The sequence below is a fragment of the Agromyces sp. MMS24-K17 genome (genome assembly GCF_043950245.1).
Lineage (GTDB): Bacteria > Actinomycetota > Actinomycetes > Actinomycetales > Microbacteriaceae > Agromyces.
Genome location: NZ_CP171640.1, coordinates 612,154 through 637,778, shown reverse-complemented (window position 1 = coordinate 637,778; position 25,625 = coordinate 612,154). Strand labels below are relative to the sequence as shown.

At 72.7% G+C, this 25,625-nt stretch carries 25 protein-coding genes; 14 read left to right on the top strand and 11 right to left on the bottom strand.

Annotated elements, in window-relative coordinates; genetic code table 11:
• Nucleotides 1–19: 19 nt before the first annotated feature.
• Nucleotides 20–1,354, bottom strand: a complete 1,335-nt coding sequence (locus ACGGZK_RS02775; RefSeq protein ID WP_395244739.1) for an FAD-dependent monooxygenase — start codon at nucleotides 1,352–1,354, stop codon at nucleotides 20–22.
• A 140-nt stretch (nucleotides 1,355–1,494) separates the two neighbouring features.
• On the opposite strand from ACGGZK_RS02775, the gene ACGGZK_RS02770 reads away from it, so the two are divergent.
• From ACGGZK_RS02770 to ACGGZK_RS02755, 4 genes are read left to right on the top strand one after another with little or no spacing between them, the layout of a single operon-like run.
• Complete coding sequence (locus tag ACGGZK_RS02770; protein WP_395244738.1) at nucleotides 1,495–2,091, top strand: TetR/AcrR family transcriptional regulator; 597 nt, start codon at nucleotides 1,495–1,497, stop codon at nucleotides 2,089–2,091.
• A gap of 9 nt (nucleotides 2,092–2,100) precedes the next feature.
• The gene (locus ACGGZK_RS02765; protein ID WP_395244737.1) at nucleotides 2,101–2,943 is read left to right on the top strand and encodes an LssY C-terminal domain-containing protein; all 843 of its coding nucleotides are present in this window, start codon (nucleotides 2,101–2,103) and stop codon (nucleotides 2,941–2,943) included.
• Entirely contained in the window at nucleotides 2,940–3,521 is a 582-nt protein-coding gene (locus ACGGZK_RS02760) for a hypothetical protein (RefSeq protein ID WP_395244736.1), read from the top strand. Before ACGGZK_RS02765 ends, ACGGZK_RS02760 begins: the two co-directional genes overlap by 4 nt.
• Nucleotides 3,496–4,662, top strand: coding sequence for a serine hydrolase domain-containing protein (locus tag ACGGZK_RS02755; protein WP_395244735.1), 1,167 nt, complete (start codon nucleotides 3,496–3,498; stop codon nucleotides 4,660–4,662). The genes ACGGZK_RS02760 and ACGGZK_RS02755 overlap by 26 nt, the downstream gene beginning before the upstream one ends.
• A gap of 63 nt (nucleotides 4,663–4,725) precedes the next feature.
• Here ACGGZK_RS02755 and ACGGZK_RS02750 read toward each other — a convergent pair whose 3' ends face one another.
• A complete protein-coding gene (locus tag ACGGZK_RS02750; protein WP_395244734.1) occupies nucleotides 4,726–5,619 on the bottom strand; it encodes a rhodanese-related sulfurtransferase in 894 nt (297 codons plus the stop codon).
• Between the two features lie 84 nt (nucleotides 5,620–5,703).
• Here ACGGZK_RS02750 and ACGGZK_RS02745 point away from each other — a divergent pair, with 84 nt between their 5' ends.
• Nucleotides 5,704–6,249, top strand: coding sequence for a YbhB/YbcL family Raf kinase inhibitor-like protein (locus ACGGZK_RS02745; RefSeq protein ID WP_395244733.1), 546 nt, complete (start codon nucleotides 5,704–5,706; stop codon nucleotides 6,247–6,249).
• A 332-nt stretch (nucleotides 6,250–6,581) separates the two neighbouring features.
• Here ACGGZK_RS02745 and ACGGZK_RS02740 read toward each other — a convergent pair whose 3' ends face one another.
• Both ACGGZK_RS02740 and ACGGZK_RS02735 read right to left on the bottom strand, forming a co-directional pair.
• A complete protein-coding gene (locus tag ACGGZK_RS02740) occupies nucleotides 6,582–7,028 on the bottom strand; it encodes an ArsR/SmtB family transcription factor (protein ID WP_395244732.1) in 447 nt (148 codons plus the stop codon).
• A 112-nt stretch (nucleotides 7,029–7,140) separates the two neighbouring features.
• Nucleotides 7,141–7,779: a LysE family translocator gene (locus tag ACGGZK_RS02735; RefSeq protein ID WP_395244731.1), complete on the bottom strand. Its 639-nt coding sequence runs from the start codon at nucleotides 7,777–7,779 to the stop codon at nucleotides 7,141–7,143.
• Between the two features lie 32 nt (nucleotides 7,780–7,811).
• On the opposite strand from ACGGZK_RS02735, the gene ACGGZK_RS02730 reads away from it, so the two are divergent.
• A complete protein-coding gene (locus ACGGZK_RS02730) occupies nucleotides 7,812–8,960 on the top strand; it encodes an enoyl-CoA hydratase/isomerase family protein (RefSeq protein WP_395244730.1) in 1,149 nt (382 codons plus the stop codon).
• Between the two features lie 9 nt (nucleotides 8,961–8,969).
• Here the strand turns inward: ACGGZK_RS02730 and sufU are convergent, their stop codons facing one another.
• Entirely contained in the window at nucleotides 8,970–9,419 is a 450-nt protein-coding gene (sufU, locus tag ACGGZK_RS02725; RefSeq protein WP_395244729.1) for a Fe-S cluster assembly sulfur transfer protein SufU, read from the bottom strand.
• Nucleotides 9,416–10,732: an aminotransferase class V-fold PLP-dependent enzyme gene (locus ACGGZK_RS02720; RefSeq protein WP_395244728.1), complete on the bottom strand. Its 1,317-nt coding sequence runs from the start codon at nucleotides 10,730–10,732 to the stop codon at nucleotides 9,416–9,418. The genes sufU and ACGGZK_RS02720 overlap by 4 nt, the downstream gene beginning before the upstream one ends.
• A 118-nt stretch (nucleotides 10,733–10,850) precedes the next feature.
• Here ACGGZK_RS02720 and ACGGZK_RS02715 point away from each other — a divergent pair, with 118 nt between their 5' ends.
• The 3 genes from ACGGZK_RS02715 (at nucleotide 10,851) to ACGGZK_RS02705 (ending at nucleotide 14,342) form a co-directional block, all read left to right on the top strand.
• Nucleotides 10,851–12,389, top strand: a complete 1,539-nt coding sequence (locus ACGGZK_RS02715) for an MmgE/PrpD family protein (RefSeq protein ID WP_395244727.1) — start codon at nucleotides 10,851–10,853, stop codon at nucleotides 12,387–12,389.
• 101 nt (nucleotides 12,390–12,490) lie between these two features.
• On the top strand, nucleotides 12,491–13,633 hold the full coding sequence (locus ACGGZK_RS02710; RefSeq protein ID WP_395244726.1) for a bifunctional 2-methylcitrate synthase/citrate synthase: 1,143 nt from the start codon (nucleotides 12,491–12,493) through the stop codon (nucleotides 13,631–13,633).
• A 145-nt stretch (nucleotides 13,634–13,778) separates the two neighbouring features.
• Nucleotides 13,779–14,342, top strand: coding sequence for an acyl-CoA thioesterase (locus ACGGZK_RS02705; RefSeq protein WP_395244725.1), 564 nt, complete (start codon nucleotides 13,779–13,781; stop codon nucleotides 14,340–14,342).
• A 45-nt stretch (nucleotides 14,343–14,387) separates the two neighbouring features.
• On the opposite strand, the gene ACGGZK_RS02700 is transcribed toward ACGGZK_RS02705, so the two are convergent.
• On the bottom strand, nucleotides 14,388–14,990 hold the full coding sequence (locus tag ACGGZK_RS02700; RefSeq protein WP_395244724.1) for a TetR/AcrR family transcriptional regulator: 603 nt from the start codon (nucleotides 14,988–14,990) through the stop codon (nucleotides 14,388–14,390).
• A gap of 105 nt (nucleotides 14,991–15,095) precedes the next feature.
• On the opposite strand from ACGGZK_RS02700, the gene ACGGZK_RS02695 reads away from it, so the two are divergent.
• Nucleotides 15,096–16,577 carry a DHA2 family efflux MFS transporter permease subunit gene (locus tag ACGGZK_RS02695; RefSeq protein WP_395244723.1) on the top strand — a complete coding sequence of 494 codons (1,482 nt, stop codon included), beginning with the start codon at nucleotides 15,096–15,098 and terminating at the stop codon, nucleotides 16,575–16,577.
• 24 nt (nucleotides 16,578–16,601) lie between these two features.
• Here ACGGZK_RS02695 and ACGGZK_RS02690 read toward each other — a convergent pair whose 3' ends face one another.
• Together ACGGZK_RS02690 and ACGGZK_RS02685 are read right to left on the bottom strand one after the other, a co-directional pair.
• A complete protein-coding gene (locus ACGGZK_RS02690; RefSeq protein ID WP_395244722.1) occupies nucleotides 16,602–17,696 on the bottom strand; it encodes an AI-2E family transporter in 1,095 nt (364 codons plus the stop codon).
• Nucleotides 17,697–17,726: 30 nt separating this feature from the next.
• Nucleotides 17,727–18,245, bottom strand: a complete 519-nt coding sequence (locus ACGGZK_RS02685; protein WP_395244721.1) for an SRPBCC domain-containing protein — start codon at nucleotides 18,243–18,245, stop codon at nucleotides 17,727–17,729.
• 89 nt (nucleotides 18,246–18,334) lie between these two features.
• On the opposite strand from ACGGZK_RS02685, the gene ACGGZK_RS02680 reads away from it, so the two are divergent.
• On the top strand, nucleotides 18,335–18,700 hold the full coding sequence (locus ACGGZK_RS02680; RefSeq protein WP_395244720.1) for a hypothetical protein: 366 nt from the start codon (nucleotides 18,335–18,337) through the stop codon (nucleotides 18,698–18,700).
• A gap of 10 nt (nucleotides 18,701–18,710) precedes the next feature.
• On the opposite strand, the gene ACGGZK_RS02675 is transcribed toward ACGGZK_RS02680, so the two are convergent.
• Nucleotides 18,711–20,450, bottom strand: a complete 1,740-nt coding sequence (locus ACGGZK_RS02675) for a phytoene desaturase family protein (protein ID WP_395244719.1) — start codon at nucleotides 20,448–20,450, stop codon at nucleotides 18,711–18,713.
• A 191-nt stretch (nucleotides 20,451–20,641) separates the two neighbouring features.
• Here ACGGZK_RS02675 and ACGGZK_RS02670 point away from each other — a divergent pair, with 191 nt between their 5' ends.
• The 3 genes from ACGGZK_RS02670 to ACGGZK_RS02660 all read left to right on the top strand — a co-directional run bounded on the left by ACGGZK_RS02670 (nucleotide 20,642) and on the right by ACGGZK_RS02660 (nucleotide 24,785).
• Nucleotides 20,642–23,047 (top strand): adenylyl cyclase, encoded by a 2,406-nt coding sequence (locus tag ACGGZK_RS02670; protein ID WP_395244718.1) that lies wholly within the window; start codon nucleotides 20,642–20,644, stop codon nucleotides 23,045–23,047.
• Nucleotides 23,048–23,155: 108 nt separating this feature from the next.
• Nucleotides 23,156–24,286 carry a WxL protein peptidoglycan domain-containing protein gene (locus tag ACGGZK_RS02665; protein ID WP_395244717.1) on the top strand — a complete coding sequence of 377 codons (1,131 nt, stop codon included), beginning with the start codon at nucleotides 23,156–23,158 and terminating at the stop codon, nucleotides 24,284–24,286.
• 40 nt (nucleotides 24,287–24,326) lie between these two features.
• On the top strand, nucleotides 24,327–24,785 hold the full coding sequence (locus ACGGZK_RS02660; protein ID WP_395244716.1) for a VOC family protein: 459 nt from the start codon (nucleotides 24,327–24,329) through the stop codon (nucleotides 24,783–24,785).
• A 90-nt stretch (nucleotides 24,786–24,875) separates the two neighbouring features.
• Here the strand turns inward: ACGGZK_RS02660 and ACGGZK_RS02655 are convergent, their stop codons facing one another.
• Nucleotides 24,876–25,607, bottom strand: a complete 732-nt coding sequence (locus ACGGZK_RS02655; protein ID WP_395244715.1) for an META domain-containing protein — start codon at nucleotides 25,605–25,607, stop codon at nucleotides 24,876–24,878.
• Nucleotides 25,608–25,625: the final 18 nt, after the last annotated feature.

Sequence of the window (25,625 nt, the reverse complement as noted above, 5' to 3'; positions counted from 1 at the left end):
ATCCCGGCGCGGGTGGGGGCTATCCGGCCGGCACCTCGCCGGGCGCGGGCACCTCGCCGGGCGCGGGCACCTCGCGCCGCGCCCGCACCTCGCGCGCCGGCACCTGGGGCAGCGCCGGATCGTCGCCCGTGCCGGCCGTGAACAGGCGCCGCACGAGGGGGCGGAACGGGCGGGAGAGGGCGAGGCCGGTGAACGCCCGCGACATCGCTGCGCCGAAGCGGGTCGCCGGCACCATCCGCTCGATGCCGCCGCCCGGGATGCGCCGGCCGCGCTCGGCGAACGGCGTGATGTCGGCCGAGTACCGCGCGAGCGCGCCGGGCACGTCGTCGGGCGACTCGGCGAGGCGTGCGGCGAGGAGGTGCGCGCCGATGAGGGCCGTCGCCGTGCCCATCCCCGACAGCGGCGAACCGCTCGAGCCCGCGTCGCCGATGAGTACGACGCGCCCGTTCGCGACGTCGGGCACGTCGATGCGCACCAGTTCGTCGAAGTACAGGTCGGATGCCTCGCGCATGGCCGCGAGCACGGTCGGGGCGTGCCATCCGGTGTCGGCCAGGAGGCGGGCGGCGAGCGCCTCCTGCGCCGCCCGATCGCCCCGCAGCGCCGGGTCGCGCGGGATGCGGAACGTGAGCATCGCCTTCGAGGTCGCCGGGTCGGCGTCGGGGCGGATCCCCAGCGTCGCGCCCGGCACGAAGCGCATCGCGAACCAGCCGGGCTCGAGGTCGCCGGGCGTCGGCATGGTGAAGAAGGCGGCGTAGCCGCCGAGGAAGGTCGCGTAGTCCTCTTCGGGCCCGAAGGCGAGCCGCCGCGTCGCCGAGTGCACGCCGTCGGCACCGACGACGACGTCGAATCGCTCCGAGGCGCCGGAGGCGAAATCGGCCGTCACGCCGGTCGCGTCCTGTGCGAGCGCGACGAGGTGGTCGCCGTACCGGAGCTCGAGCAGGGACGGATCGGCGTCGGCGGCGTCGGCCAGTTCGCGGAGCAGCACGTCGTTCAGGTCGCCGCGCGCGATCTCGATCTCGGCGACCGCGCCCTGCCCGTCGAAGTCCGCCATCGACATGCGGCCGAAGACGCGTCCCGTGCCGTCGACGTAGGCGAGGCCGATCTCGTGCAGCCGGTGGTGCTCGATGCCGGGCATCAGGCCCATCGCCTCGGCGACCTCGCGGCTCGCGCCCCGCAGGTCGACGGCCTGGCCGCCTGGGCGGGGCGCGTCGGCGCGCTCGACGACGGTGGTGCGGATGCCGCGGCGCACGAGTTGGAGCGCGAGCGCGGTGCCGGCGATGCCGCCGCCCGAGATGAGCACATGCGGAGCGGAGCCGGCAGGGCCGGTGGGTGCGGTGGATTCGGTGGTGTCCATGGGGTCGTTCCTCTTCCTCGGCGACTGGGCGGGGCATCCGCCCGACGGGTGTTAGACGATCGTCTGACACGTCTGTCTTACTCCCTGGTAAGACATTTGTCCAATACATATGTCTGAGACATATGGGCTACCATGTCGCCGTGGGCAATCGAGAGGACCTCCTGGCCGGCGCTCGCCGCGTGATCGTGGAGCGGGGCGTCGCGAAGGCGACTGCTCGCGATATCGCGACGGAGGCGGGGGTCAGCCTCGCCGCCATCGGGTACCACTTCGGCTCGAAGGACCGCCTCATCACGGAGGCACTGGTCGAGGCGCTCGGCACCGACCTCGGCGAACAGATCGAGGAGCTCGTGCTCGCCGGCCGCGACCGTCCGCTCCTCGACGGCTTCGCCGCCATGTGGAACCGCATGCCCGAGGTCTTCGCCGCGAACCGCGAGGCGCTGCTGGCCAGCCTCGAGAACACCGTCCGGGTCCTGCGCGACCCGGAGGCGGCCGCGCACCTGCACGCCGCGACCGCCGCCGGGTACCTCGGCATGGCCGAGAACCTCCGGGCGACGCGCCCCGAGCTCACCGACGCGGAGGTCGACGCCGTCGCGAAACTCGACTTCGCCCTGGTGCAGAGCCTCGGCATCCTGTGGCTCCTGAGCCCCGACGGCTCCGTGCCGACCGGCGACGAGCTCGCCCTCGCCGTGACCGCGATCGCCCGCGACACCGCCGGTGACCGGCGCACGTCCGGCTAGTCTGGCGGCATGCCGGCGGCGACGGGGGTCCGCACGCGAGCACCGCGCCCGCCGCGGTTCTCGTTCAACGCCGTGCTCGACGGCTTCTTCTTCGTGTTCGCCGGGCTCGCCGCGCTGTGGCTCGCGTACCTGCTGCTCAGCGAGTCGTTCGCGTTCGGCTGGTGGGGCATCCTGCTGTTCCTCGCCTTCTGGGCGCTGCTCGCGTACCTGGTGCTGCCGCGGCTGCACCGGATCCTCACCACGATCTACGTGCCCGACTACTTCATGGGCCGCACGCGCACCAGCGACGGCCTGCTCGGCGACCCGGTGAACGTCGCGCTCCTCGGTGAGGAGGCGCAGCTGCACGCGGCGCTCCTCGAGGCCGGGTGGACGCGCGCCGACGACCTCACCCCGGGCTCGAGCTGGCGGATCATCGCGACCACGCTCACGCGCCGCAGCTACGACGAGGCGCCCGTGAGTCCGCTGTTCCTCTTCGGCCGGCAGCAGGACTTCGCGTACCAGCAGGAGGTCGAGGGCAACCCGGCCAAGCGCCACCACGTGCGGTTCTGGCGCACGCCGGACGGCTGGCTGCTGCCCGGCGGGGCACGGGTCGACTGGCTCGCGGCCGGCACGTTCGACCGAGCCGTCGGGTTCTCGCTGTTCACCCTGCAGGTCACGCACAAGATCGATGCGAACACCGACATCGAGCGCGACCACCTGGTGCAGACGCTGCGCGACGCGGATGCCTCGGTCGAGGTCCGCACGATCGAGGGGTTCAGTGCGGGCTACCACTCCCGCAACGGCGGCGGCGACACGATCACCACCGACGGCGACCTGCCGATCGTCGACCTGCGGGCGGTGGCGGCCGGATGACCGACGTCGGCAAGCGGCGCGCGTACGAGTCCCCGGGCGACCTCGCCCGGCCGGTGCCGCGCGACCCGGCGATGCGGAGGCCGACGACGACGGTCGTCGGGGCGGTGCTCGTGCTCCTGCGCGTGCTCGCCGGGGTGGCGTGGCTGGTCGCGCTCGCCATCCAGTGGCGGTCGGTGATCGCGGGCGAGCTCGAGGGGTTCGACGTCGACCTCGACGCGGAGGACGTCGGCTCGGCGAGCGACCTCGCGCTCGCCATCGTGCTCATCGGGGGCGGCATGGTGCTCGTCTTCGAGCTCGCCCTCGCGGTGCTCATCTACCTCGGCTCGAACTGGCCGCGCATCCTCGTGATGGTGTTCGCGACGATCAGCATCAGCGCGACCTTCATCGCCTGGTGGGTGGGGGAGCAGACCATCACGCTCGACGAGACCCTCGTCACGCTCGCGCTCGACATCCTCGTCATGCTCGCGCTGTCGAGCCGGTCGGCGCGGTCGTACGCGCGACGGAACCGGCGACTCGACAAACCGGGGGCTCGCCCGCTCAGGGCGGGCACCGATGCGCGCCGGGGAGCCCGGGCGTAGCGTGCGAGCCATGCCCGACCCCCTCCTGCCCGCCCGGCGTGCCCGCGCCGCCCGGATCATCGCCGTCGCGACCGGCTCGCTCGCCGCCCTGCTCCTCGCCGGATGCACCGCATCGATCGGCTCCGGCCCGTCGTCGGGCGGTTCGCCGGCCGACCCGGCGCAGCGCGTCGCCGCCGAATCCGGCGACGACGAACTGCTCGACCAGGTGCGGCGGAGCTTCACCTACGCGAACGCCCAGGTCGCCGTCGCGGTGGTCGACGGCGACGAGGTGCGCATGGGGTTCATGTCGGCCGACCCCGACACCGCGTTCGAGATCGGCTCGATCACGAAGACGTTCACCGGCATGCTCCTCGCCGAGGCGATCGAGCGCGGCGAGGTCGCGCTCGACGACCCGGTCGGCGAGTACCTCGACCTCGGGGATTCGCCCGCGGCATCCGTCACCTTCGACCAGCTGTCGACGCACAGCTCGGGCCTGCCCACCTTCCCGAGCGACCCCGCGTGGCGCGAGCGGGTCGAGGCGGACTTCGTGCGCGGGATCGACGTCATCGACGAGTCCGTCCCCGAGCTGCTCGCCGAGGCGGCGGCCGAACCGCTGCCCGCCGGCTCCCCGCCGCAGTACTCCAACATGGGTGCGTCGCTCGCCGGGCAGGCGCTCGCGGCGGCCGCGGGCACCGACTATCGCTCGCTCCTCATCGACCGCATCTTCGAGCCCGCCGACATGCAGGGCGCACGGCTCCCGGTCGAGGACGACGAGGTGCCCACCGGCCTCGCGACCGGCCTGCTCGCCGACGGCGGCACGGCGGAGCCCTCGACCCTCGGCGCGTACGCTCCCGCGGGCGGCATCACCGCGCGCCTCGGCGACCTCGTGCACTACGCGCAGGCGGTGCTCGACGGGCCGCTCGCCGACAGCGCGGCGCTCGTGCGGCGACCCGGCCCCGAGGGGTCGGAGATGGGGTACTTCTGGGGCGCCGAGGCCACGGCCGACGGGCACGAGCTCGTCGAGCACGGCGGCGTGACGGCCGGATTCGGCAGCACGCTCCGCATCGACCGCACCGCCGGCGTCGCGGTCATCGTGCTGTCGAACCGGGGCGCACCGGTCGACGACGTCGGGGCATCGCTGCTCGCCACGTACGCACGCTGAGCGGCGCCGCGGACGAGGGCGCCGAAGATCAGGGCGCGGCGGGCGAGGGCGAGCGAGCCCGCGTCAGGCGGCGGCGTGCACCTCGCAGGCCACCGCGTCGCACGACGCGCACACGACGGCCTGCGTGCGGCACGAGGCATCCGGGCAGTTCGCGGTGCGCTTCGTCGGGGCGCCGCAGCCGGCGCACGCGCCGATCACCGCGGCGTGGTCGCTGAAGTCGACCGAGCCGCGCCCGTCGAAGACGTACAGCGACCCCTCCCAGAGGCCGTCGTCGCCGAAGCGCTCGCCGTAGCGGACGATGCCGCCGTCGAGCTGGTACACCTCGCCGAATCCGCGCTCGCGCATCAGGCTCGACAGCACCTCGCAGCGGATGCCGCCCGTGCAGTACGTGACGACGGGGCGCCCCTTGAGGTCGTCGTAGCGGCCGCTGTCGAGCTCGGCGACGAAGTCGCGGGTCGTCTCGACGTCGGGCACCACCGCGTCGCGGAACCGGCCGATCTCCGCCTCGAGCGCGTTGCGCCCGTCGAAGAACACGACGTCGTCGCCGCGTTCGGCGACGAGCGCGTGCAGTGCCTCGGGGGTGAGCTTCTCGCCGCCGCCGACCACGCCGGTCGCGTCGACGCGCAGCTCGCCGGGTGCGCCGAAGGAGACGACCTCGTCGCGCACCTTCACGCTCAGCTTGGGGAAGTCGAGGCTCAGGCCGGATGCGTCGAGCCCCGTGCCCTCGCTCCACTTGAAGTCGATCCCCTTGAACGGCGCGTAGTCCTTCGTGCGGCGCACGTACCGCTTGAGCGCCTGCATGTCGCCGCCGAGCGTGCCGTTCAGCCCGTCGTTCGAGATGAGGATCCGCCCGCGCAGCCCGAGCGAGTCGGCCAGGTCGCGCTGCCACAGCCGGATCGCCTCGGGGTCGGCGAGCGGCGTGAACACGTAGTACAGCAGGATCTTGGCGAGTGGCACGGCGCCGATCCTACGTGCGGGAGCCGAGCGGATGCCCATAGCCTGAGGGTGGGCGGCGACGGGGCCGCGCGGAGGGAGCCGATCATGCTCGAGGTGGATCCGTACGCGGCGCTGCAGGCGCTCCGGCCGGTCGGCCGGTTCGACCTGACGAGCACCGACTTCGCCGACGGCGAGCCGCTCCCGCTGCCGCTTCGCGCATCCGGCGAGGGCGCCGGCGACCGGTCGCCGCAGCTGTCCTGGTCGGGCTTCCCGGCGGGCACGGCGAGCTTCACGGTCACCTGCTACGACCCGGATGCCCCGTCGGTGTCGGGCTGGTGGCACTGGGCCGTGGCGAACATCCCGGCCGACGTGACGAGCCTGCCTCGGGGCGCCGGCGAGGCGGGCGGGTTCCGGCTCCCGCCCGGTGCCCTCGTGCTCGGCAACGAGACCGGCGAGCACCGCTACGCCGGCTCGGCGCCGCCACCCGGCTCGGGCGTGCACCGCTACTTCTTCGTCGTCACGGCGCTCGACGTGCCGCGCCTCGACCTCGACCCGGATGCCACGCCCGCCGTCCTCGGCGGCCGCAGCTTCCGCCACACGCTCGCGCGGGGCATCCTCGTCGGGACGGCGGTGCACCCCGCCGACGCCTGATCGCTGTCTCGCTGTCTCGCTGTCTCGCTGTCTCGCTGTCTCGCTGGCTCGACGTCGACGGGAGCGGCGCGGCCGAATCGAGACCCGGCACCCGACCTCATGTGTCCACTGGCCGCCCCTCGACCGCCAAGTGTGGGCGCGCGCCGTGCACGACCCGCGTACCCACGGCCAGCTAGAACCGACGTCGTCCGCTCGGGAGCGCCGGCGAGATCTTTCCGACCGACGTGTGCCGATTCCCCCTCAGCGCTGAGGGGGAATGGGCATTCGCGGAGCGGCAAACGGTTCCGGGCACGCTCGGCGCGCGGGCGCGTGCGCCGCGCATCCGGTTCGGGTCAGCGGCGGGGTGAGCGCGGGTCCTCGGGCGGTCGGTGCTCGAATGGCGTGCGGCCGCGCTGCCCCTTGCGGCCGGCGCGATGCACGGCGGTGGCGGTGGCCGACGTAGGCCGCGGGGAGGGGAGAAGACCGGGCGGGCGAGGGGGCTCGTGGCGGAGGCGGGAACCGTAGCGGTGGTCGTGGAGGAGGTGGAGGTCGGCGACGGCCTGGTCGAGGCGGTCGATGAACTCGTCGTCGAGTCGGTACAGGCGGGTCTGCTCATCTGGCTCGACGATCACGACGCCTTCGTTCCGCAGGATCCGCAGGTGGTGCGACACCGCCGACCGGGAGACCTTGAACTCCATCGCGATCACGTCGTTGACGATGCCGACCGGGTGCTCGCCGACGGCGAGCACCTCGACGATGCGCCGGCGCACCGGCTCCGCGAGCACTTCGAACGGATGCATCCCCCGACCCTGCCCGGCCGAGCGATCGGGAAGGGTCGACGACGGACGAGGCATCCGAGCGCTCGCGTCGCGCGAGCCGGGGGAGGAGTGGACGCGCGGGTGGGGGCGGTCGTCAGTGCGAGGCGCCCGAGAGGGCGAGCACGCCGCCGAGGCCGATCATCATGGCGCCGCCCGTGCCGGCGAGGCGCTCGGCGCGCTTCGGCGACTTCACGAACCAGTCGCGGGCGGAGCCGGCCGCGAGCGCCCAGGTGCTGTCGCCGATGAGGGCGAGTAGGAAGAACACGAAGCCGAGCTCCAGCAGCTGGAGGGTGGCCGAACCGGCCTCGAGCGAGACGAACTGCGGCAGCACCGCGACGAAGAACGCGATCGTCTTGGGGTTGGTCACGCCGACGACGAAGCCCTGGCCCAGTTGCCGCCAGCGCGAGCGCCGGGTGACGGGTGCCGTCAGCGCCGCCGAGGCGTCGCCGCGGTGCCGGATCGCCTGGATGCCCAGGTACGCCAGGTACAGCGCACCGGCGATCTTCAGGATCGTGAACAGCACCACCGACTGCGCGACGAACGCCCCGACGCCGAACGCGACGGCGACGATGATCGGCAGCAGGCCGAGCGCGTTCCCGAGCACGCTGAGCAGGCCGCCGACCCGCCCGAGCACGAGCGCGCGGCCGACCGAGAAGAGCACGCTCGGGCCGGGGATGGCGATGAGGATCGCTGCGGCCACGACGAACGCCCAGAGGTTCTCCGCGGGGACCATCCGAGCATCCTACGCGCGCTAGCGTGGCATCCGTGAGCGCCAGCATCCAAGCGACCGTCGCCGATGGCGTCGGCCACCTCACCCTCGATCGCCCGAGCGCGCTCAACGCGCTCACCTACGACATGGTCGTCGCCCTCGCCGAGGTGCTCGAATCGTGGCGCGACGACAGCGAGGTCGGCGTCGTCGTGCTCGACGGCGCCGGCGACCGCGGCTTCTGCGCGGGCGGCGACATCCGCGAGCTGCACGCCTTCGCCGCCGACGGACGGTACGAGGAGGCGCATCGGTTCTTCCGCGCCGAGTACCGGCTCGACGCGCTGATCGCCCGCTACCCGAAGCCCGTCGTCGCGATCATGGACGGCATCGCCATGGGCGGCGGCATCGGCCTCGCGGGGCACGCGTCGATCCGCGTCGTCACCGAGCGGTCGCGGCTCGCCATGCCGGAGACCCGCATCGGCTTCACGCCCGACGTCGGCGGCACCTGGCTGCTCGCGCGGGCGCCCGGCGAACTCGGCGTGCACCTCGCGCTCAACGCCCGCACGATGGACGGCGCCGACGCGATGCACGCCGGCTTCGCCGACGCCTACGTGCCCTCGGAGCACCTGCCGCACCTGCTGCAGGCCCTCGCCGAGCGCGCCGACCCGGGCACGCCGTCGGAGATCGTGCTGCTCTTCGACCAGACCCCCGGCCCGTCGGCGCTCGCGCTCGCGCGCGACTGGGTCGACGCCTGCTACTCGGCGCCCACGGTCGAAGCGATCGTGGCGCGGCTGCGCGCCTTCGCCGACGGGCGAGCGGATGCCCCGGGCGCGTCGGATGCCGCCGCCGATGCCGCACTCGACGTGCCGCGCTCGGCGCTGCCGACGCATCCGCTCGACCCGGCCGCGCGCGCCCACGCGGCGGCCGCCGCCGACGAGCTCGAGGCGCTGTCGCCGACCGCGCTCACGGTCACGCTCGAGGCCGTCCGCCGAGCGCGCACCCTGCCGAGCCTCGAGGCGGCGCTGGAGCAGGAGTTCCGCGCCGTGACGTGGTTCATGGAGCAGCACGACCTGCGCGAGGGCATCCGGGCGCAGGTGATCGACAAGGACCGCGATCCCAGGTGGAACCCGGCGTCGCTCGCGGACGTGCCCGACGGCCTCGCCGCCCGCGTGCTCGACGAGCAGCGCTTCCCGCCCGTCTGGCCGTAGCGCCTCCGCCTACTCCGCGGTCAGCGCCTTGCGCACACTCGCCTCGAGGGCGACCCAGGGCAGCATGGCGCACTTCACGCGCATCACGTACTTCGAGACGCCCTGGAACGCGACCGCGTCGCCGAGCAGGTCCTCGTCGGGCTCGCCGACGCCCTTCGACCGCATCATCGCGCGGAACTCCTCGGCGCGTGCGAGCGCGTCGTCGACCTCGAGGCCGGTGACGAGGTCGACCAGCACCGACGTCGAGGCCATCGAGATGCTGCAGCCGTCGCCGTGCCACGCGATCGCGTCGACGTGCTCGTGCGACCCGTCGAGCCGGACGGCGAGGGTCACCTCGTCGCCGCAGGTGGGGTTGAGCTCGTGGTGCGAGGCATCCGCATCGGGGAGGTCGCCCTCGCCGTGCCGCTGCTTCGAGTGGTCGAGGATGAGCTGCTGGTACAGGCTCTCGAGGCCGCTCATGCGCCCACCGCCTCGACGACGCCGAAGTACGACCGCACGCCGGCCAGCGCCTCCACGAACCGGTCGGCCTCGGCCGAGGTCGTGTACACGTGCGAGCTCGCCCGGGTCGACGCGGTGATGCCGAGCGCGCGGTGCAGCGGCTGCGCGCAGTGGTGGCCGACGCGCACCACGACGCCCTGCTCGTCGAGCACCTGGCCGACGTCGTGCGCGTGCACGCCGTCGACGGCGACGCTGACGAGGCCGGCGCGGGGCGCGCCCGCCTGCGGGCCGAGCACCCGGACCCCGGGCAGCCCGGCGACGCCGTCGAGCACCCGCTCGGCGAACGCGGTCTCGTGCGCGGCGACCGCGTCCATGCCGATCTCATCGAGGTAGCGCACCGCCTCGCCGAGGGCGACGACCTGCGAGACCGGCTGCGTGCCCGCCTCGAAGCGCTGCGGCGACGGCAGGAACTCCGCCGACTCGAGCGTCACCTTCGTGATGGTCGACCCGCCGGTGCGGGCCGGAGGCAGCGCGTCGAGCAGCTCGGCTCGGCCGAACAGGGCGCCGATGCCGTTCGGCCCCAGCATCTTGTGACCGCTGAACGCGGCGAAGTCGACGCCGACGGCGGTGAAGTCGACCGGGCGGTGCGGCACCGACTGGCAGGCGTCGAGCACGACGAGCGCGCCGCGGCGATGCGCGAGGTCGACGACGTCGGCGACCGGCGCGAGGTACCCGGTCACGTTCGACACCTCGGCGAACGCGACGACGCGCGTGCGCTCGGTGATCGCCTCGGCCATCGCGTCGATCAACCAGAGGCCGTGCTCGTCGACCCGCACCGGCACGAGGCGGGCGCCGGTCTTCGCGGCGAGCCGCTGCCACGGGATGAGGTTGGCGTGGTGCTCCGCCTCGGTGACGACGATCTCGTCGCCGGGCTGCAGGGCGAAGGCGGATGCCTCGCGCCCGCCGAGCCCGGCGCTCGCGTCGGCCATGCCGAGGGCGACGATGTTCAGCGCGTCGGTGGCGTTCTCGGCCCAGACGAGTTCGCGGTCGCCGGCGCCGACGAAGCGGGCGACGGTCTCGCGGGCGCCCTCGAACAGGCTCGTCGATTCGCCGACGGCGGCGCTCGCCCCGCGGTGCACGGCGGCGAGGTGGTGCTCGAGGTAGTCGCGTTCGGCGTCGAGCACCCGGCGGGGGCGCTGCGAGGTGGCGGCGGAGTCGAGGTAGGCGGTGTCGACGCGGCCGGCGGTGCCGGGCGCGGCGTCGAACGCGGGGAAGTCCGCGCGGATGTCGGCGACGGTGCGACCGCCGACGAGGTCGGTGTCGATGGAAGTCATGTCCTTCCATCGTCCCACGGGATCCGGGGGCGAGGGCCGGTCGGGCGGGACATCCGTCCACGACGGCCGCCGGACATCGGCCGGGACATCCGGCCCGCGGTTCGCTAGCGTGGGGCGGGTGAAGAGCCACCACCTGCGCACCCACCGGAGTGACGAGCACCTCGAGCGCGAGGGCCAGCTGGCCTGGCAGCTCGCCGCCGTCGCGACCGATCCCGTCGAACTCGACGACGACGTCGTCGACATGGTCGTGAATCGCGTCATCGACAACGCGGCGGTGGCCGCGGCGTCGCTGGCCCGGAAGCCGGTGGTCTCGGCGCGCAGCCAGGCCCTGTCGCACCCGGTGTCGATCGGCGGCGACGGCGCCACCGTGTTCGGCGCCGACGGCGCGCGCCGCACGAGCCCGGAGTGGGCGGCGTGGGCGAACGGCGTCGCGGTGCGCGAGCTCGACTTCCACGACACGTTCCTCGCTGCCGAGTACTCGCACCCGGGCGACAACATCCCGCCGATCGTGGCCGTCGCCCAGCACCTCGCCGCCGTGCGGGGCCTGAGCGGGCGCGACCTCGTGCGCGGCATCGCGACCGGCTACGAGGTGCAGATCGACCTCGTGAAGGCGATCTCGCTGCACCAGCACAAGATCGACCACGTGGCGCACCTCGGCCCGTCGGCCGCGGCGGGCATCGGCACGCTGCTCGGCCTCGACCAGGAGACGATCTTCCAGGCCATCGGGCAGGCGCTGCACACGACCACCGCGACCCGCCAGTCGCGGAAGGGCGAGATCTCGACGTGGAAGGCGCACGCGCCGGCCTTCGCCGGGAAGATGGCCGTCGAGTCGGTCGACCGCGCGATGCGCGGCGAGACCAGCCCGGTGCCGATCTACGAGGGCGAGGACGGCGTCATCGCCTGGCTCCTCGGCGGGCCCGAGGCATCCTACGAGGTGCCGCTGCCCGAGGCGGGCGAGGCCAAGCGCGCGATCCTCGACTCGTACACGAAGGAGCATTCGGCCGAGTACCAGGCGCAGGCCTGGATCGACCTCGCGCGCAAGCTGCACGACGAGTACCCGCTGATCCTCGACGACCCCGAGCGGGTCGAGTCGATCGTGCTGCACACGTCGCACCACACGCACTACGTCATCGGCTCGGGCGCGAACGACCCGCAGAAGTACGATCCGGATGCCTCGCGCGAGACGCTCGACCACTCGATCCCGTACATCTTCACCGTGGCCCTGCAGGACGGCGCCTGGCACCACGCCGACTCGTACTCGCCGGAGCGGGCGCATCGCCCCGACACCGTCGCGCTGTGGCAGAAGGTCACGACCGTCGAGGACGAGGAGTGGACCCGCCGGTACCACTCGCTCGACATCGCCGAGAAGGCCTTCGGCGGCCGCGTGGTCATCAAGCTGGCCGACGGCGGCGAGATCGTCGACGAGATCGCGGTCGCCGACGCGCACCCGCTGGGCGCCCGGCCGTTCGGTCGCGAGCAGTACGTGCAGAAGTTCCGCACGCTGGCCGAGTGGGCGCTCGAGCCGGAGGAGATCGAGCGGTTCCTCGAGCTGGCGCAGCGTCTGCCCGAGCTCGGCCCCGACGAGCTGGGCCTGCTGACGTTCACGGCGGCACCGGGTGCGCTGGTCGGGGTCGACATCCCGACCGGGCTGTTCTGACGCGTCGATCGCAGGAGTGACGCGAGGCGCGGCCGTCGCCCGCAGTGCCTAGGCTGGGGGGCACCGGCCGCGACGCTGCGGCCCATCCCACGAGGAGCACGATGAGCGAAGCATCCCAGGCGCCTGAGATCCGCAAGGGCCTCGCCGGCGTGGCCGTCGACACGACCGCGATCTCGAAGGTGAACCCCGAGACGAACTCGCTCCTCTACCGCGGGTACCCCGTGCAGGAGCTCGCGGCCGCGGCGACGTTCGAGGAGGTCGCCTACCTGCTGTGGCACGGCGAACTCCCCGACGAGCGGCAGCTCGCCGAGTTCGAGCAGTTCGAACGGGCGAATCGGGCGCTCGACCCCGTGGTGAAGCGCGTCATCGACGAACTGCCGACGACGGCGCATCCGATGGACGTGATCCGCACGGCGGCGAGCGTGCTCGGCGCGCGCGACGAGGAGACCGCGGATGACTCTCCCGAGGCCGAACTCCGCAAGGCGAAGCGCCTGTTCGCGGCCTTCCCCGCGGTCGTCGCCTACGACCAGCGGCGCCGTCGCGGCCTCGAGCTGGTGGAGCCGCGCGACGACCTCGGCTACTCGGCGAACTTCCTCTTCATGACGTTCGACGAGGTGCCCGAGCTGCCGGTCGTCGACGCGTTCGACGTGTCGATGATCCTGTACGCCGAGCACTCGTTCAACGCGTCGACCTTCACCGCCCGCGTGGTCACCTCGACCCTGGCCGACCTGCACTCGGCGGTCGTCGCCGCGATCGGCGCGCTGAAGGGGCCGCTGCACGGCGGCGCGAACGAGGCGGTCATGCACACGTTCGACGAGATCGGCGACGCGTCGAACGTCAGCGCCTGGCTCGACACGGCGCTCGCGGAGAAGCGCAAGATCATGGGCTTCGGCCACCGCGTGTACAAGAACGGCGACTCGCGCGTGCCCACGATGAAGGCCGCGCTCGACACGCTCGTCGAGTACTACGACCGGCCCGACGTGCTCGCGCTCTACGAGGGGCTCGCCGAGGAGTTCACGGCCCGCAAGGGCATCCACCCGAACCTCGACTACCCGTCGGGGCCGGCGTACCACCTGATCGGCTTCGACACCGAGCTGTTCACGCCGATCTTCGTGGCCTCGCGCGTGACCGGCTGGACGGCGCACGTCATGGAGCAGCGCGCCTCGAACGCGCTGATCCGCCCGCTGTCGGTGTACGACGGCGTCGACCAGCGTGCGGTGCCGGCGCGCGAGCCGGTCGAGTAGCCCGGGGCGCCGCGCGGAGCGCGCCGCCGGTGTGGTGGTGCGCTGCGGGTCCGCACAACGCGGGCTCGGGGCATCCGCCGCGCTCGTTGTCGGGTGCGGCCAACGAATCGACTCGGGCACCGGATGCCTCGTACAGTCGAGCACTATGCACATGCTCTTCCGGACGCTCCTCCACGTGCTGTTCCTCTCGCGCCGCAGGCCCGACCTCGGGCACTGGGACGTCGCGCGCACGCGCTTCATCACGCTGCCGACCGATCTCGACATCAACCGGCACATGAACAACGGCGTCTACTACTCGATCATGGACGTCGCCCGGTTCGACATGCTCGTGCGGAACGGCATCTGGAAGACCATGCTCGACCAGGGCTGGTATCCCGTGGTCGCGAGCGAGACGATCACGTTCCGGAAGTCGCTCAGCCTGTGGCAGCGGTTCACGATCGAGTCGAAGGTGCTGGGGTTCGACGACAAGGCCGTCTACGTCGAGCAGCGGTTCGTGCGTCCCGGCGCCGACGGGAAGCCGGAGATCTACGCGCAGGGGCTCATCCGCGGGCGGTTCCTGAAGAAGTCGGGCGGCATCGTGCCGATCCCCGAGCTCGTCGAGGCGTTCGGCGCCGAGGGCATGGGGGAGCTGCCGGAGTGGATCCACCGCTGGGGCGAGGACGTCGCGCTGCCGCCGACCCGCGCGGAGGCGCCGTCGGTCTGGGCGTAGCCGGCGAGGGCTGGGGCCGCCTCCCGGCGGCGGCTGGGGCTCGCCTCAGGCCCGCGTGGCGGGCTCGCGGGTCAGGCCCTCGAGCACGAGGCCGAGCTTGTCGCCGAACGTGCAGGCGAGGAGTTCGTCGACGTTCCGCTCCTTCTGCACCTCGGTGATCATGCCCGAGGAGATGAGCGTGTTGATGAGCATGCCCTGGGCCATGAACTGCATCGCCTCGGCCGGCTCGAACACGGTGCGGAGGCGGTCGTAGCAGCGCATGAACCCGGCGCGGGCGACGGGGCCGATCACGGGGTCGTGGCCGAGGATGAAGCCCTGCATGAGGGCGAGCAGGATGCCCCGGTCGGTCTCGACGAGCTCGACGTACGAGGAGCCGACGCGCGCCTGGAGGCTGCGGCCGTCGTCGTTCGCGATGGCGGCGTCGAAGGCGGCGAGGATGCGGTCGGACGTGCGTTGCAGCACCTCGACGAAGAGCTGCTCCTTGGTGCCGAACACGCGGACGACGTAGGGCTGGCTGATGCCGGCGGCCTTCGCGACGCGGTCGGTGGTGGCGCCGGCGTAGCCGAGGTCGCCGAAGACGCGCGTCGCGGCTTCGAGGATCTGCTCCCGCCGCTCCGTCGCGGGGATGCGCTCCGATTTCACTGGCACGCTTGACATGTTATCAGTCGATTACTACATTGTGGCGAGTCAGAGGTAATCAGTCGATTACCACATGCACATGCATCCACCCGCCGACCTGCTCAGGAGCCACGCATGTCCACCGCCGTCCGCCGCACACCCGTGTGGCTCGCCATCGTCGCGGCATCCCTGCCGATGTTCATGGCGACGCTCGACAACCTCATCGTCACCAACGCCCTGCCCGCCATGCGGGCCGACCTCGGCGCCTCCATCGAGGAGCTGCAGTGGTTCGTGAACGCCTACACGATCGCGTTCGCGACGTTCATCCTCGCCGCGGCCGCGCTCGGCGACCGCATCGGCCGCCGCACCGTGTTCGTCGCCGGCATCGTCGTGTTCACCGCCGCGAGCGCGCTCGCCGCGCTCAGCACCGAGCCGTGGATGGTGATCGGCGCCCGGGCGATCCAGGGCCTCGGCGCCGCCGGCGTCATGCCGCTCTCCCTCACGCTCATCGCCGGTGCCGTGCCCGACCGCCTCCGCGCGGCCGCCATCGGCATCTGGGGCGGCGTCGCCGGCCTCGGCGTCGCGCTCGGCCCGCTGGTCGGCGGCGCCGTCATCGAGGGCTGGAACTGGCAGGCCATCTTCTGGCTCAACATCCCGATCGGCATCATCGCGATCCCGCTCGCCCTCATCGCCCTGCCGAACACCCTCGGCGCCCGCGTCCGCATGGACCTGCCCGGCGTCGCCCTCGCCGGCCTCGGCGTGCTCGGCCTGGTCTACGGCATCGTCCGCGGCAACGACGCGGGCTGGGACAGCCTCGAGGTCGTGGGCTCGCTCGTCGCGGGCGGCGCGCTCATCGCCGCGTTCCTCGTCTGGGAGCTGCGGGCGAAGGCCCCGCTCCTGCCGCTCCGCCTCTTCCGCTCGCGGAGCTTCACCTCGGCGAACGTCGTCGGCTTCACGTTCAGCTTCGGCATGTTCGGCGCGGTGTTCATCCTCACGCAGTTCCTCCAGATCGTGCAGGGCGCGAGCGCGCTCGAGGCCGGCGTGCAGACCATGCCGTGGACGCTCGCGCCGATGTTCGTCGCCCCGGTCGCGGGCGCCCTCGCCGGCCGCATCGGCACGAGGCCGCTGATCCTCACCGGCCTCGCGATGCAGGCGATCGCCCTCGGCTGGATCGCCGTGCTGCTCGACCCGGCCGTCGAGTACGCCGTGCTCGTCGCGCCGTTCCTCCTCGCCGGCGTCGGCATGGCGCTCGTGTTCGCGCCGATGTCGACCGCGGTGCTCCAGGACATGCCGGCCGACGACCAGGCCAAGGCGTCCGGCACGAACTCGACGCTCCGCGAACTCGGCGTCGCCCTCGGCATCGCCGTGCTGACCGCGGTGTTCACGGGCGCGGGCGGCGAACTCACCCCGACCGGCTACGTCGACGCCGCCGTGCCCGCGGTGCTCACCGGCGCCGGCGCGCTGGTCGCCGGCTTCATCGCGGCGCTGTTCCTGCCGCGGCTCGCGAAGGGCGGCGCCACGGGCGGGACGCACGGCGCGGATGCCGCGACCGACGCCGCGGGCGGGCGCGACGCGGCGGGCGACCGCGAGGCCGAGCCGGTCACGGCAGGCGCCTGAGGCCGCATCCCGGGGCGGGCGGAGCTACCGCTTCGCCTGCCTCGGGATCACGATCTCGCGGATGATGAGCAGGATCCCCGCCGAGATCGGGATCGCCACCAGGGCGCCGAGCAGGCCCAGCAGCGTGCCACCGGCGAGCGCCGAGATCAGCACGATGGTGCCGGGCACCTGCACCGCCTTGCCCATCACCTTCGGCGTCAGGATGTACGCCTCCACCTGCATGTAGACGAGCATCGCGGCCAGCACGATGAGCGCGGCGGTCGGCGAGACGAACAGCGACACGATCGTCATCAGGATCGTCGTGAGCACGGTACCGATCAGCGGGATGAGCGTGACGAACAGCGCCACGACGCCGAGGATGAGCGCGTAAGGCACGCCGACCAGCGTCAGCAGGATCGTCGAGAACGTCGCGTTCAGGAACGCGAGGATCACCATGCCGCTGAGGTACTTGCCCACCGACTGCATGATCCGCTCGGCGTAGCTCTCGACGCTCGCCCGGTGCGACGCCTTCACGAGCGAGTAGCAGGCCTGCTTCGTCGCGTCGAGCGTGGCGATGAAGTAGATCGACAGCACCACGACGAAGAAGCCGGTCGAGACGGCGGCGATGACGGATGCCCCGAACGCCAGCGCCCCGCCGCCGATGGTGGCCCACAGGTTCGGGTCGGTCACGACCTGCTCGAGGCCCTGCACGATGCCGTCGAGCAGGCCGTTCGTGGCCTCGTTCGCCTGGTCGAACCAGCCCGACGCCTGCAGCTTGTCGACCATCGACGGGATGCTCTGGATGAGCGTGGTCGCCTGCTCCACGACGGGCGGGATGACGATCCAGATGATGCCCGCGACGACGAGCACGAACAGCAGGATCACCACGACGATCGCGACGCCGCGCTTCATCCCGCGCCGCTGGAACCAGCGGATCAGCGGGTCGAGCCCGAGGGCGACGAACGCGGCGATGAACACCGACAGCACGACGCTCTGCAGGTTGACGAACGCGACCGCGAGCAGCAGCGCCAGCAGCACGCCGAGCGTGACGATGAAGCCCCACACGAGCGGGCGCTCGGCGAACATCGAGTGGCGCTGCTCGACGTGCTCCCGTCGGCGCAGCCGGTCGGCGGCCTTCACGAGGTGCGCCCGCCCCGCCGGCGCACGGGGTCAGGCACGACCCGCCGTCCGCGGCACCGGCAGCTCCCGGTAGTGGTCGCTCAGCGACGGGTAGTAGTCGTTCCAGTCGGGCATCGGCTGGCCGGAACGGGCGGCCGCGAGGCGGTCGAGGTAGTAGTCCCACCCGGGGCCGATCTCGCCCACCGCGGCCGTGTCGGTCAGGCGCTCCTGGAAGACGAGCGTGGTGAGCCCGCCGGCGGCCTCGCGGACATGGCAGTGCAGGCTGCGCGCGTCGTGGCCGATGCCGAAGTGCAGGCGGAAGCGGTGCGGCGGCTCGCATTCGAGCACGGACACGCTCATCCACGGGGCATCCGGATCCTCCGCGGTCATGCGGAACATGATCGCGCCCGTACCGGGGCTGCCCGTCCAGGTGCCGATCCACGCCGCCGTGGCGGCCGGGTTGGTGAGGCTGTACCAGACCTCCTCGATCGGCGCGTGGAACAGCCGGTCGTACTGGAGCCGGAGTTCGTCGTCCTTCGTGACGTAGTGTCCCGTGGCTTTGGCGTTCATCGACGACCCCCCAAGTCTCGTGGGTTCAGGCTAATCCGCCGCGGCGTCGAAGGGCTAGAGCGCGAGGCCGACGGGCTAGAGTCGGTGCCATGACATCCAAGGGTGGGAACGGATCTCGCGAGGAAGCACTCGACATCACCGAGGGCAAGTCCGGACTGTGGGGGGCGTTGGCGGGCCTGATCGTGGCCGCTCTGATCGCCGTGCCGCTGTCGGCTGCCTTCGCGTTCGCGACGCATCCGGCCACGCAGCAGCTCTTCGGGGCGCGCCTCCAGGAGGCGTCGCCGGGCGGCTACCAGGCGTTCTGGTGGATCGTGACGATCTTCCTGCTCGCGCTGCCGTTCCTCGTCGGGTTCGGCGTGGCGAAGCTGTCGACGAAGGCGCTGCTGGTGATCGGCGCGATCGTCGCGCTCTTCGTCATCCTGGTGCTCGTCCTGGGGCAGATGTTCGTCTTCTGACGCACCCGCGCTAGTCGCCCAGCGACTCGAGCACCGCCATCGCCGCGTTGTGCCCGCCGATGCCCGATACGGCGCCGCCGCGCACCGCGCCCGACCCGCACAGCAGCACGCGCGGGTGCGCGGTGGCGACGCCCCAGCGCTGCGCCGGCGTCGCGAGGGCGGCGTCGGGTTCGGCCCACGGCCACGACAGCGGCCCGTGGAAGATGTTGCCGCCGGGCAGCGCGAGGGCGGCCTCGAGGTCGTGGGTCGTCTTCACCTCGATGCAGGGGCGGCCCGAGGCATCCGTCGCGATGACGTCGCGGATCGGCTCGGCGAGCACCGAGTCGAGCGAGTCGAGCACGGCCTCCTCGAGGCGCGCGCGGAGCGCGTCGTTGCCGAACCGCTCGACGAGCCGGTCGGGCGCGTGCAGGCCGAACACGGTGAGCGTGTGCGCGCCCGAGGCGGCGAGCTCGGGGGAGAGGATCGACGGGTCGCTCAGGGTGTGGCAGTAGATCTCGCACGGCAGCGGCGACGGCACGGCGCCACGCGCCGCGGTCGTGTACGCGGTGTCGAGCTGGCTCGCGAGCTCGTTGATGTGGAAGGTGCCGGCGAACGCCTCCTCGGGGCGCACCGACGCGTCCCGCAGGCGCGGCAGCCGGGTGAGCAGGAGGTTCACCTTCACCTGCGCGCCCTCGGGGGCGGCGAGGTGCCGGAGTCGCTCGCGGATGATCGCGGGCACGGCGACGTCGCCGGTCGTGATGCCGTGCCGCGGGGCGACACCGCCTGTGCCGGTTGCAGCCCCGACGGCGGAACCGGCTGAGCCGGTTGCGCCTGGTCTCGCCGCGGCGGCGGCGGCTCGCGCCCGCGCCTCGGCGCCCGCGTCGAGCAGTCGGTCGAGCACGACGGGCGCGACGTTCGCGAGCACGGTGCGAGCGGATGCCTCGTGCTCGGCGCCGTCGTGGCGCCACCGCACCCGACCGTCGGCCTCGACCGTCAGCACCTCGGCGTCGGTGACGAGCGTCGCGCCGGCCTCGCGGGCGGCCCGGGCGAGCTCGCCCGTGACGGCGCCCATGCCGCCGACCGGGACGTCCCAGTCGCCGGTACCGCCGCCGATGACGTGGTAGAGGAAGCCGCGGTTGGCGTCGAGCGAGGGGTCGTCGAGGTCGGTGAAGGTGCCGATCAGCCCGTCGGTCGCGACCACGCCGCGGACGAGGTCGGAGGCGAAGCATCCGTCGATCGCCTCGCCCAGCGGGCGCTCGACGAACGCCTGCCAGACGCGGTCGTCGCCGACGAGCGCGCGGGCCTCCGCGCGCGTCGGCAGCGGCTCGGTGAGCGTCGGGAAGAGCGCCTCGGCGACGCGCGCGGTGTCGCCGTAGAACGCGTTCCAGGCGGCGGCGTCGGCTTCGGCGTCGACGCGCGCGAAGGCGGCGGCGGATGCCTCGGGCACCGCCTCGACGTCGACGAGCAGGCCGCGCGACGGGTCGCGGGGGTCGGGCGTGTACGACGAGTAGCGGCGGCGGACGAGCCGGATGTCGAGGCCCAGGTCGTCGATGATGCGCTGCGGCAGCAGGCTGACGAGGTACGAGTAGCGGCTGAGCCGGGCCTCGACGCCCTCGAACGCCTGCGCCGAGACGGCGGCGCCGCCGAGGTGGTCGTCGCGCTCGAGCAGGAGCACGTCGAGGCCGGCGCGGGCGAGGTACGCGGCCGCGGTGAGGCCGTTGTGGCCGCCGCCGACGATCACGACGTCGTGGTCGGGGTGCTGCTGGGGCATCCCCCGAGCGTAGTCGGGCGACCTCCGCGGGCCGCTCGCGTCATCTCCGAAATGTATTACTGACAAGTCAGTAAGTTAACGCTACAGTGGCCCCGCGACCGCGCCGACGGAGGCGTCGGCCGTGCACCACCGCACTGATCCGGGCCCCGGCGGCGCGATGCGCCGCCGGCCGACGTTCGAAGGAGAACACCGTGACGCACCCCACCAGGGCGGAGCATCCGCCCGCCCGAACCCGGCGCCGACGCATCGGCGCCGGAGCGGCCATCGCCGCCCTCGCCATCGGAGGATCCGCCATCACCGCGATGCCCGCTTACGCCGCCGAGCCCGACTTCGGGCCCAACGTGACGATCTTCGACTCGAGCTGGACCGCCGACCAGATCAGCGCGGCCCTCCAGGCCGCGTCGAACGAGGCCGAGTTCAGCCTCAACCGGCACCAGTTCTTCTTCAAGCCGGGCACCTACGGCTCGGCAGCCGGCCAGGACAACCCCCTGACGGCCACCGGCATCGTCAACTCCGAACTCGGGTACTACCAGGCGGTCGCCGGCCTCGGCGCCTCGCCCGAGGACGTGCGCATCAACGGCTCGATCCACGTCGAGCCCGTGCGCGCCTGCGAAGCCAACCCCTGGGACTGCCAGCAGCCCGGCTCGCTCACGCGGTTCTGGCGCTCCATGTCGAACCTCACGTTCAACCCGATCCAGCGCCCGGTCGGCGCCGACGCCAACCGGCCCTTCCCGAGCGGCATCACGAACGCCCACCAGATGCGCTTCGCCGTCTCGCAGGCGGCGCCGCTGCGCCGCATCAACATCGAGGGCGACCTCACGCTGATGGGCCGCGTCGGCGAGTACGCGTCGGGCGGCTACCTCGCCAACTCGAACGTCGACGGCGAGATCCTGAGCGGCTCGCAGCAGCAGTGGTTCACGCGCGACTCGAGCGTGGGCACCTGGAACGGCGGCGTCTGGAACATGGTGTTCTCGGGCGTCGACGGCGCACCCGCGACCGACTTCGGCCCGCAGGCGGGCGGCGGCAACGGCAACAAGACGAACGTCGGCGAGACGCCGATCGTGCGCGAGTCGCCGTTCCTCTACCTCGACGGCTCGGACTACCAGGTGTTCGTGCCCAAGGCGAAGACCGAGACCAGCGGCCACGACTGGTCGACGGATGCCTCCGCGGGCGAGTCGATCCCGCTCGGCGACTTCTTCATCGCGAAGGAGGGGAACACGGCCGCGCAGCTCAACGCCGCGCTCGCCTCGGGCAAGCACCTGCTCGTCACGCCCGGCGTCTACGAGCTGGATGCCCCGCTCCACGTCGACCGCGCCGACACCGTCGTGCTCGGACTCGGCTACGCGTCGCTCGTGCCCACCGCCGGCAACGCGACGATCGAGGTCGGCGATGTGAAGGGCGTGAAGATCGCGGGCCTCACGGTCGACGCGGGCACCACGCTCTCGGACGTGCTCGTGAAGGTCGGCCCCGACGGCGCCACGCACGCCGACCCGACCGACCCCACGACGCTCACCGACGTGTTCATCCGCGTCGGCGGCCCGTGGGCCGGCAAGGCGACCACCTCGATCGAGGTCAACAGCCCGAACACGCTGCTCGACCACATCTGGGCCTGGCGTGCCGACCACGGCGAGGGCGTCGGCTGGACCTCGAACGTCGGAGACCACGGCGTGGTCGTGAACGGCGACAACGTCACGGCGCTCGGCCTCTTCGTCGAGCACTACCAGAAGAACCAGGTCATCTGGAACGGCGAGCGCGGCCGGACGATCTTCTTCCAGAGCGAGATCCCGTACGACCCGCCGACCCAGGGCGCGTACATGGACGGCACCCGCCTCGGCTACGCGGCGTACCGCGTCGGCGACCACGTGCGCCAGCACTTCGCGCAGGGCCTCGGCGTGTACTCGTTCTTCGACAACCAGTACAACGGCAGCCAGAACATCTACGTCGAGAGCGGCGTGCAGGTGCCGCAGGCACCCGGCGTGCGGGTGCAGTCGGCGGTCTCGGTGAAGCTGAACGGCACGGGCGGCATCAACCACATCGTCAACGACCAGGGCGACGCCGCCGTGGCCGCGGGCGGCGGCATCTCGAAGTTCCTCGCGAGCTACGAGACGGAGGTCGACCCGAACGCGCAGAACCTGCAGGTCGTCGTGCCGACCGGCGCCCCCGGCGAGTTCGTCTGGAACATCGACGGCACCAACGGGATCGTCGACCTCGGCACCGCGGTGGAGAACGGCGACCACTTCGCCGCCACCGGCCAGATCAACCCGGTGCGCGTCACCGACACGCGCCGCAACGGACCCCAGTGGTCGGTCTCGGCGCAGGTCAGCGACTTCGACTCGAACGTCGCCTCGTTCTCGGGCAAGTACCTCGGCTGGACGCCGAAGGTCGTCGAGGCGGGCGGCGACGTCGAGGCCGGCGACGCCGTGCAGTCCGGGTTCGACGGCGGCGACGGCCTCTCGGCCGCGTCGACCCTCGGCACGGCCGGCGGCGGGCACGAGAAGGGGTCCGCGAAGCTCGGGGCCGACCTCGAGCTGAAGATCCCGGTCAACGCCACCGACGGCACCTACCGGGCGACGCTCACGATCACCGCGCTGAGCTGATCCACGCCGGTCCGGGTCGGCGGTACGGCCGACCCGGACCGGTTCTCCGTTCCATCCGTTCCATCCGCGTCGTCACGGCGGCGCAGCCTCATCGTCGAGGAGCACCGAATGCACGCCCGACCGTCGCACCCCGTTCCCGCCGGCCTGCTCGCGCGGGTCATCCCGATCGCCGTCGCGGCCGCACTCGCGGCCGGCGCCGCCCTGGCGGGAGCCGCTCCGGCCGCCGCCGAGGAGGGGCCGGACGTCACCTGGGGCGTGCGCCCCGCCGCGTACGACGGCGACGACGCCCGGCAGAACTACGCCTATCAGGCCGACCCCGGCGAGACGATCGAGGACGCGATCATCGTCGCGAACCACGACACCGCGCCGATCGAGCTCGACGTGTACGCCGCCGACGGCTTCACCACCGCCGGCGGCCAGCTCGACGTCGCGACCCGCGACGCGCGCGCCGTCGACATCGGCAAGTGGCTCCTCCCCGCCGCCGACCGGATCGTCGTGCAGCCCGGCGAGGCCGTCGAGGTGCCGTTCACCCTCGCGGTGCCCGCGAACGCGACGCCGGGCGACCACGCCGGGGCCATCCTCACCGCCCTCACCCGGCCCGATGAGGACGAGGGCCTCACGGTCGACCGCCGGCTCGGCATCCGCATCCACCTCCGCGTCGGCGGCGAGCTCGCGCCGGCGCTCGCGATCGAGAACCTGCGGGTCGACTACGGCGGCACGCTGAACCCGTTCGGCAGCGGCGAGGCCACCGTCGCCTACACCGTGCGGAACGCCGGGAACGTGCGGCTGTCGGCCGCGCAGGCGGTGACGCTCACCGGGCCGTTCGGGATGCTGCCGGTGGCGGCGACGGGCGTCGACCCGGTGCCCGAGCTGCTGCCCGGCGAGACCTGGCCGGTCACCGTGCGGGTCGCCGGGGTGGTTCCGGCGTTCGGGCTGACCGCATCCGTCGCCCTCGACCCATCGGCGCCGGAGGGCACCGAGCGCGCCCCGAAGCGCGTCGAGGCGTCGGCGACGACTGCGGCGGTGCCGTGGACGCTGCTCGTGCTCGTGCTGCTCGTCGCCGGCGGCATCGCCCTGTGGATCGTGCTCGGGCGGAAGCGGCGGGCGGCGCGCGCCGCCGCCGAGGAGGCGCGGGTGCAGGAGGCGGTCGCGGCGGCGTTGCGCGAGCGCGATGCGCAGGCCGAGGCGGAGGCGGAAGCGCCGGCGGATGCCTCGCCGGAGCCGGCGGCGGTCGAGTAGCACGCCCTCGGATGTCGGAGGCTCGCGGTTGCATCGGCCCATGGACATCGCATTCGTCGCCGGGTTCGGCCCGATCGGCACGCCGGGTGCCGAATCGCACGACTTCTGGGCGGGCGCGCTCGGCATCGCGTTCCACGAGAACGCGCCCCGCTACTTCCACAGCGAGGAGCTCCCCGGCGTGAAGGCCTTCGCCATCTGGCCGATCGACCAGGCCGCCGAGGCCACCTTCGGTACGCCGGAGTGGCCCGCCGACCGGCCCGTGCCGCAGGCCTGGATCGAGTTCGACGTCGCGTCGGCCGACGCCGTCGCCCCGGCGGTCGCCGAGCTTCGCGCCAAGGGCCTCGAGGTGCTCGTCGACGCGCACCTCGAGCCGTGGGGACAGACGACCTCCCGGCTGCAGAGCCCGGAGGGGCTGCTGGTCGGGGTCAGCTATACGCCGTGGATGCATCCGGAGCAGGGCGAGCCCGAGGGCTCACCGCCGGAGGGCACCTCCAGATGACCGACGTCGTATCGTATGTCGGCTCGGCGACCTGAGCCTCCACGATGAGGAACTGCCGGTCGAGGAACGGCGGCGTCGAGTAGGCGCCTGCTACGCGGTGCGGGGGAGTGTCGCCAGCACGGTGCCGTGGTCGTCGATCACGGTCAGGGTGTCGCCGGAGACGGTGGCGGAGTCGAGCTGCCCGAGCGTCTGGTCGCCGCCCTCGCAGGCCATGAGCGTCGACGCGACGTCGTCGAACTCGATCGAGCCGTCGTCGTCGAGCTCCCACCCGCCGGCGAGCTGGTTGCAGCCGTCGCTGCCGCTCATCGTGCCGTCGGCGACGATGATGAGGTGCGGCTGCTGGGCGTCGGCCGTGCCCCAGGTGCCGATGAACGCCTCGGCGCCGGCCGCGGCCCCCGCGGAGTCGGACGGCGACGGGGTCGCCGAGGGCGCCGCGGTCTCGGGCTGATCGGAGGTGCGCTTCAGCGTGCCGATCTGGGCGCCGTCGTCGGCGATGACCGACATGGTGTCGTCGGAGACGGTCGCCTCGTCGGCGCGCGACAGCCAGTCGTCGACGCCCTCGCACGCCATGCGCGTGGACGCGATCTCGAAGTCGACGTGGTCGGACGCATCGACCTCCCACGTGCCGGTCAGCCGGTTGCAGCCGTCGTAGCCCGAGAGGCCACCGCCCTCGGCGAGGGCCAGGTACGGCTCACCCGCCGACGGATCGCCCCAGGTGCCGACCGGATCGACGGTGCCACCGCCCGATCCGCCCGCGCATCCGCTCAGTGCGATCGCCGCGACGATCGCTCCCACCCCGATGATGATCCCCCGTGCCCCCATGGTTGCAGGGTAGCCCTT

Bases quoted from the DNA above. Each gene is read 5' to 3' on its own strand.
- ACGGZK_RS02775 (WP_395244739.1), bottom strand. From the start codon at position 1,354: ATGGACACCACCGAATCCACCGCACCCACCGGCCCTGCCGGCTCCGCT.
- ACGGZK_RS02765 (WP_395244737.1), top strand. From the start codon at position 2,101: ATGCCGGCGGCGACGGGGGTCCGCACGCGAGCACCGCGCCCGCCGCGG.
- ACGGZK_RS02760 (WP_395244736.1), top strand. From the start codon at position 2,940: ATGACCGACGTCGGCAAGCGGCGCGCGTACGAGTCCCCGGGCGACCTC.
- ACGGZK_RS02755 (WP_395244735.1), top strand. From the start codon at position 3,496: ATGCGCGCCGGGGAGCCCGGGCGTAGCGTGCGAGCCATGCCCGACCCC.
- ACGGZK_RS02745 (WP_395244733.1), top strand. From the start codon at position 5,704: ATGCTCGAGGTGGATCCGTACGCGGCGCTGCAGGCGCTCCGGCCGGTC.
- ACGGZK_RS02740 (WP_395244732.1), bottom strand. From the start codon at position 7,028: ATGCATCCGTTCGAAGTGCTCGCGGAGCCGGTGCGCCGGCGCATCGTC.
- ACGGZK_RS02735 (WP_395244731.1), bottom strand. From the start codon at position 7,779: ATGGTCCCCGCGGAGAACCTCTGGGCGTTCGTCGTGGCCGCAGCGATC.
- sufU (WP_395244729.1), bottom strand. From the start codon at position 9,419: ATGAGCGGCCTCGAGAGCCTGTACCAGCAGCTCATCCTCGACCACTCG.
- ACGGZK_RS02720 (WP_395244728.1), bottom strand. From the start codon at position 10,732: ATGACTTCCATCGACACCGACCTCGTCGGCGGTCGCACCGTCGCCGAC.
- ACGGZK_RS02710 (WP_395244726.1), top strand. From the start codon at position 12,491: ATGAGCGAAGCATCCCAGGCGCCTGAGATCCGCAAGGGCCTCGCCGGC.
- ACGGZK_RS02705 (WP_395244725.1), top strand. From the start codon at position 13,779: ATGCACATGCTCTTCCGGACGCTCCTCCACGTGCTGTTCCTCTCGCGC.
- ACGGZK_RS02695 (WP_395244723.1), top strand. From the start codon at position 15,096: ATGTCCACCGCCGTCCGCCGCACACCCGTGTGGCTCGCCATCGTCGCG.
- ACGGZK_RS02685 (WP_395244721.1), bottom strand. From the start codon at position 18,245: ATGAACGCCAAAGCCACGGGACACTACGTCACGAAGGACGACGAACTC.
- ACGGZK_RS02680 (WP_395244720.1), top strand. From the start codon at position 18,335: ATGACATCCAAGGGTGGGAACGGATCTCGCGAGGAAGCACTCGACATC.
- ACGGZK_RS02675 (WP_395244719.1), bottom strand. From the start codon at position 20,450: ATGCCCCAGCAGCACCCCGACCACGACGTCGTGATCGTCGGCGGCGGC.
- ACGGZK_RS02665 (WP_395244717.1), top strand. From the start codon at position 23,156: ATGCACGCCCGACCGTCGCACCCCGTTCCCGCCGGCCTGCTCGCGCGG.
- ACGGZK_RS02660 (WP_395244716.1), top strand. From the start codon at position 24,327: ATGGACATCGCATTCGTCGCCGGGTTCGGCCCGATCGGCACGCCGGGT.
- ACGGZK_RS02655 (WP_395244715.1), bottom strand. From the start codon at position 25,607: ATGGGGGCACGGGGGATCATCATCGGGGTGGGAGCGATCGTCGCGGCG.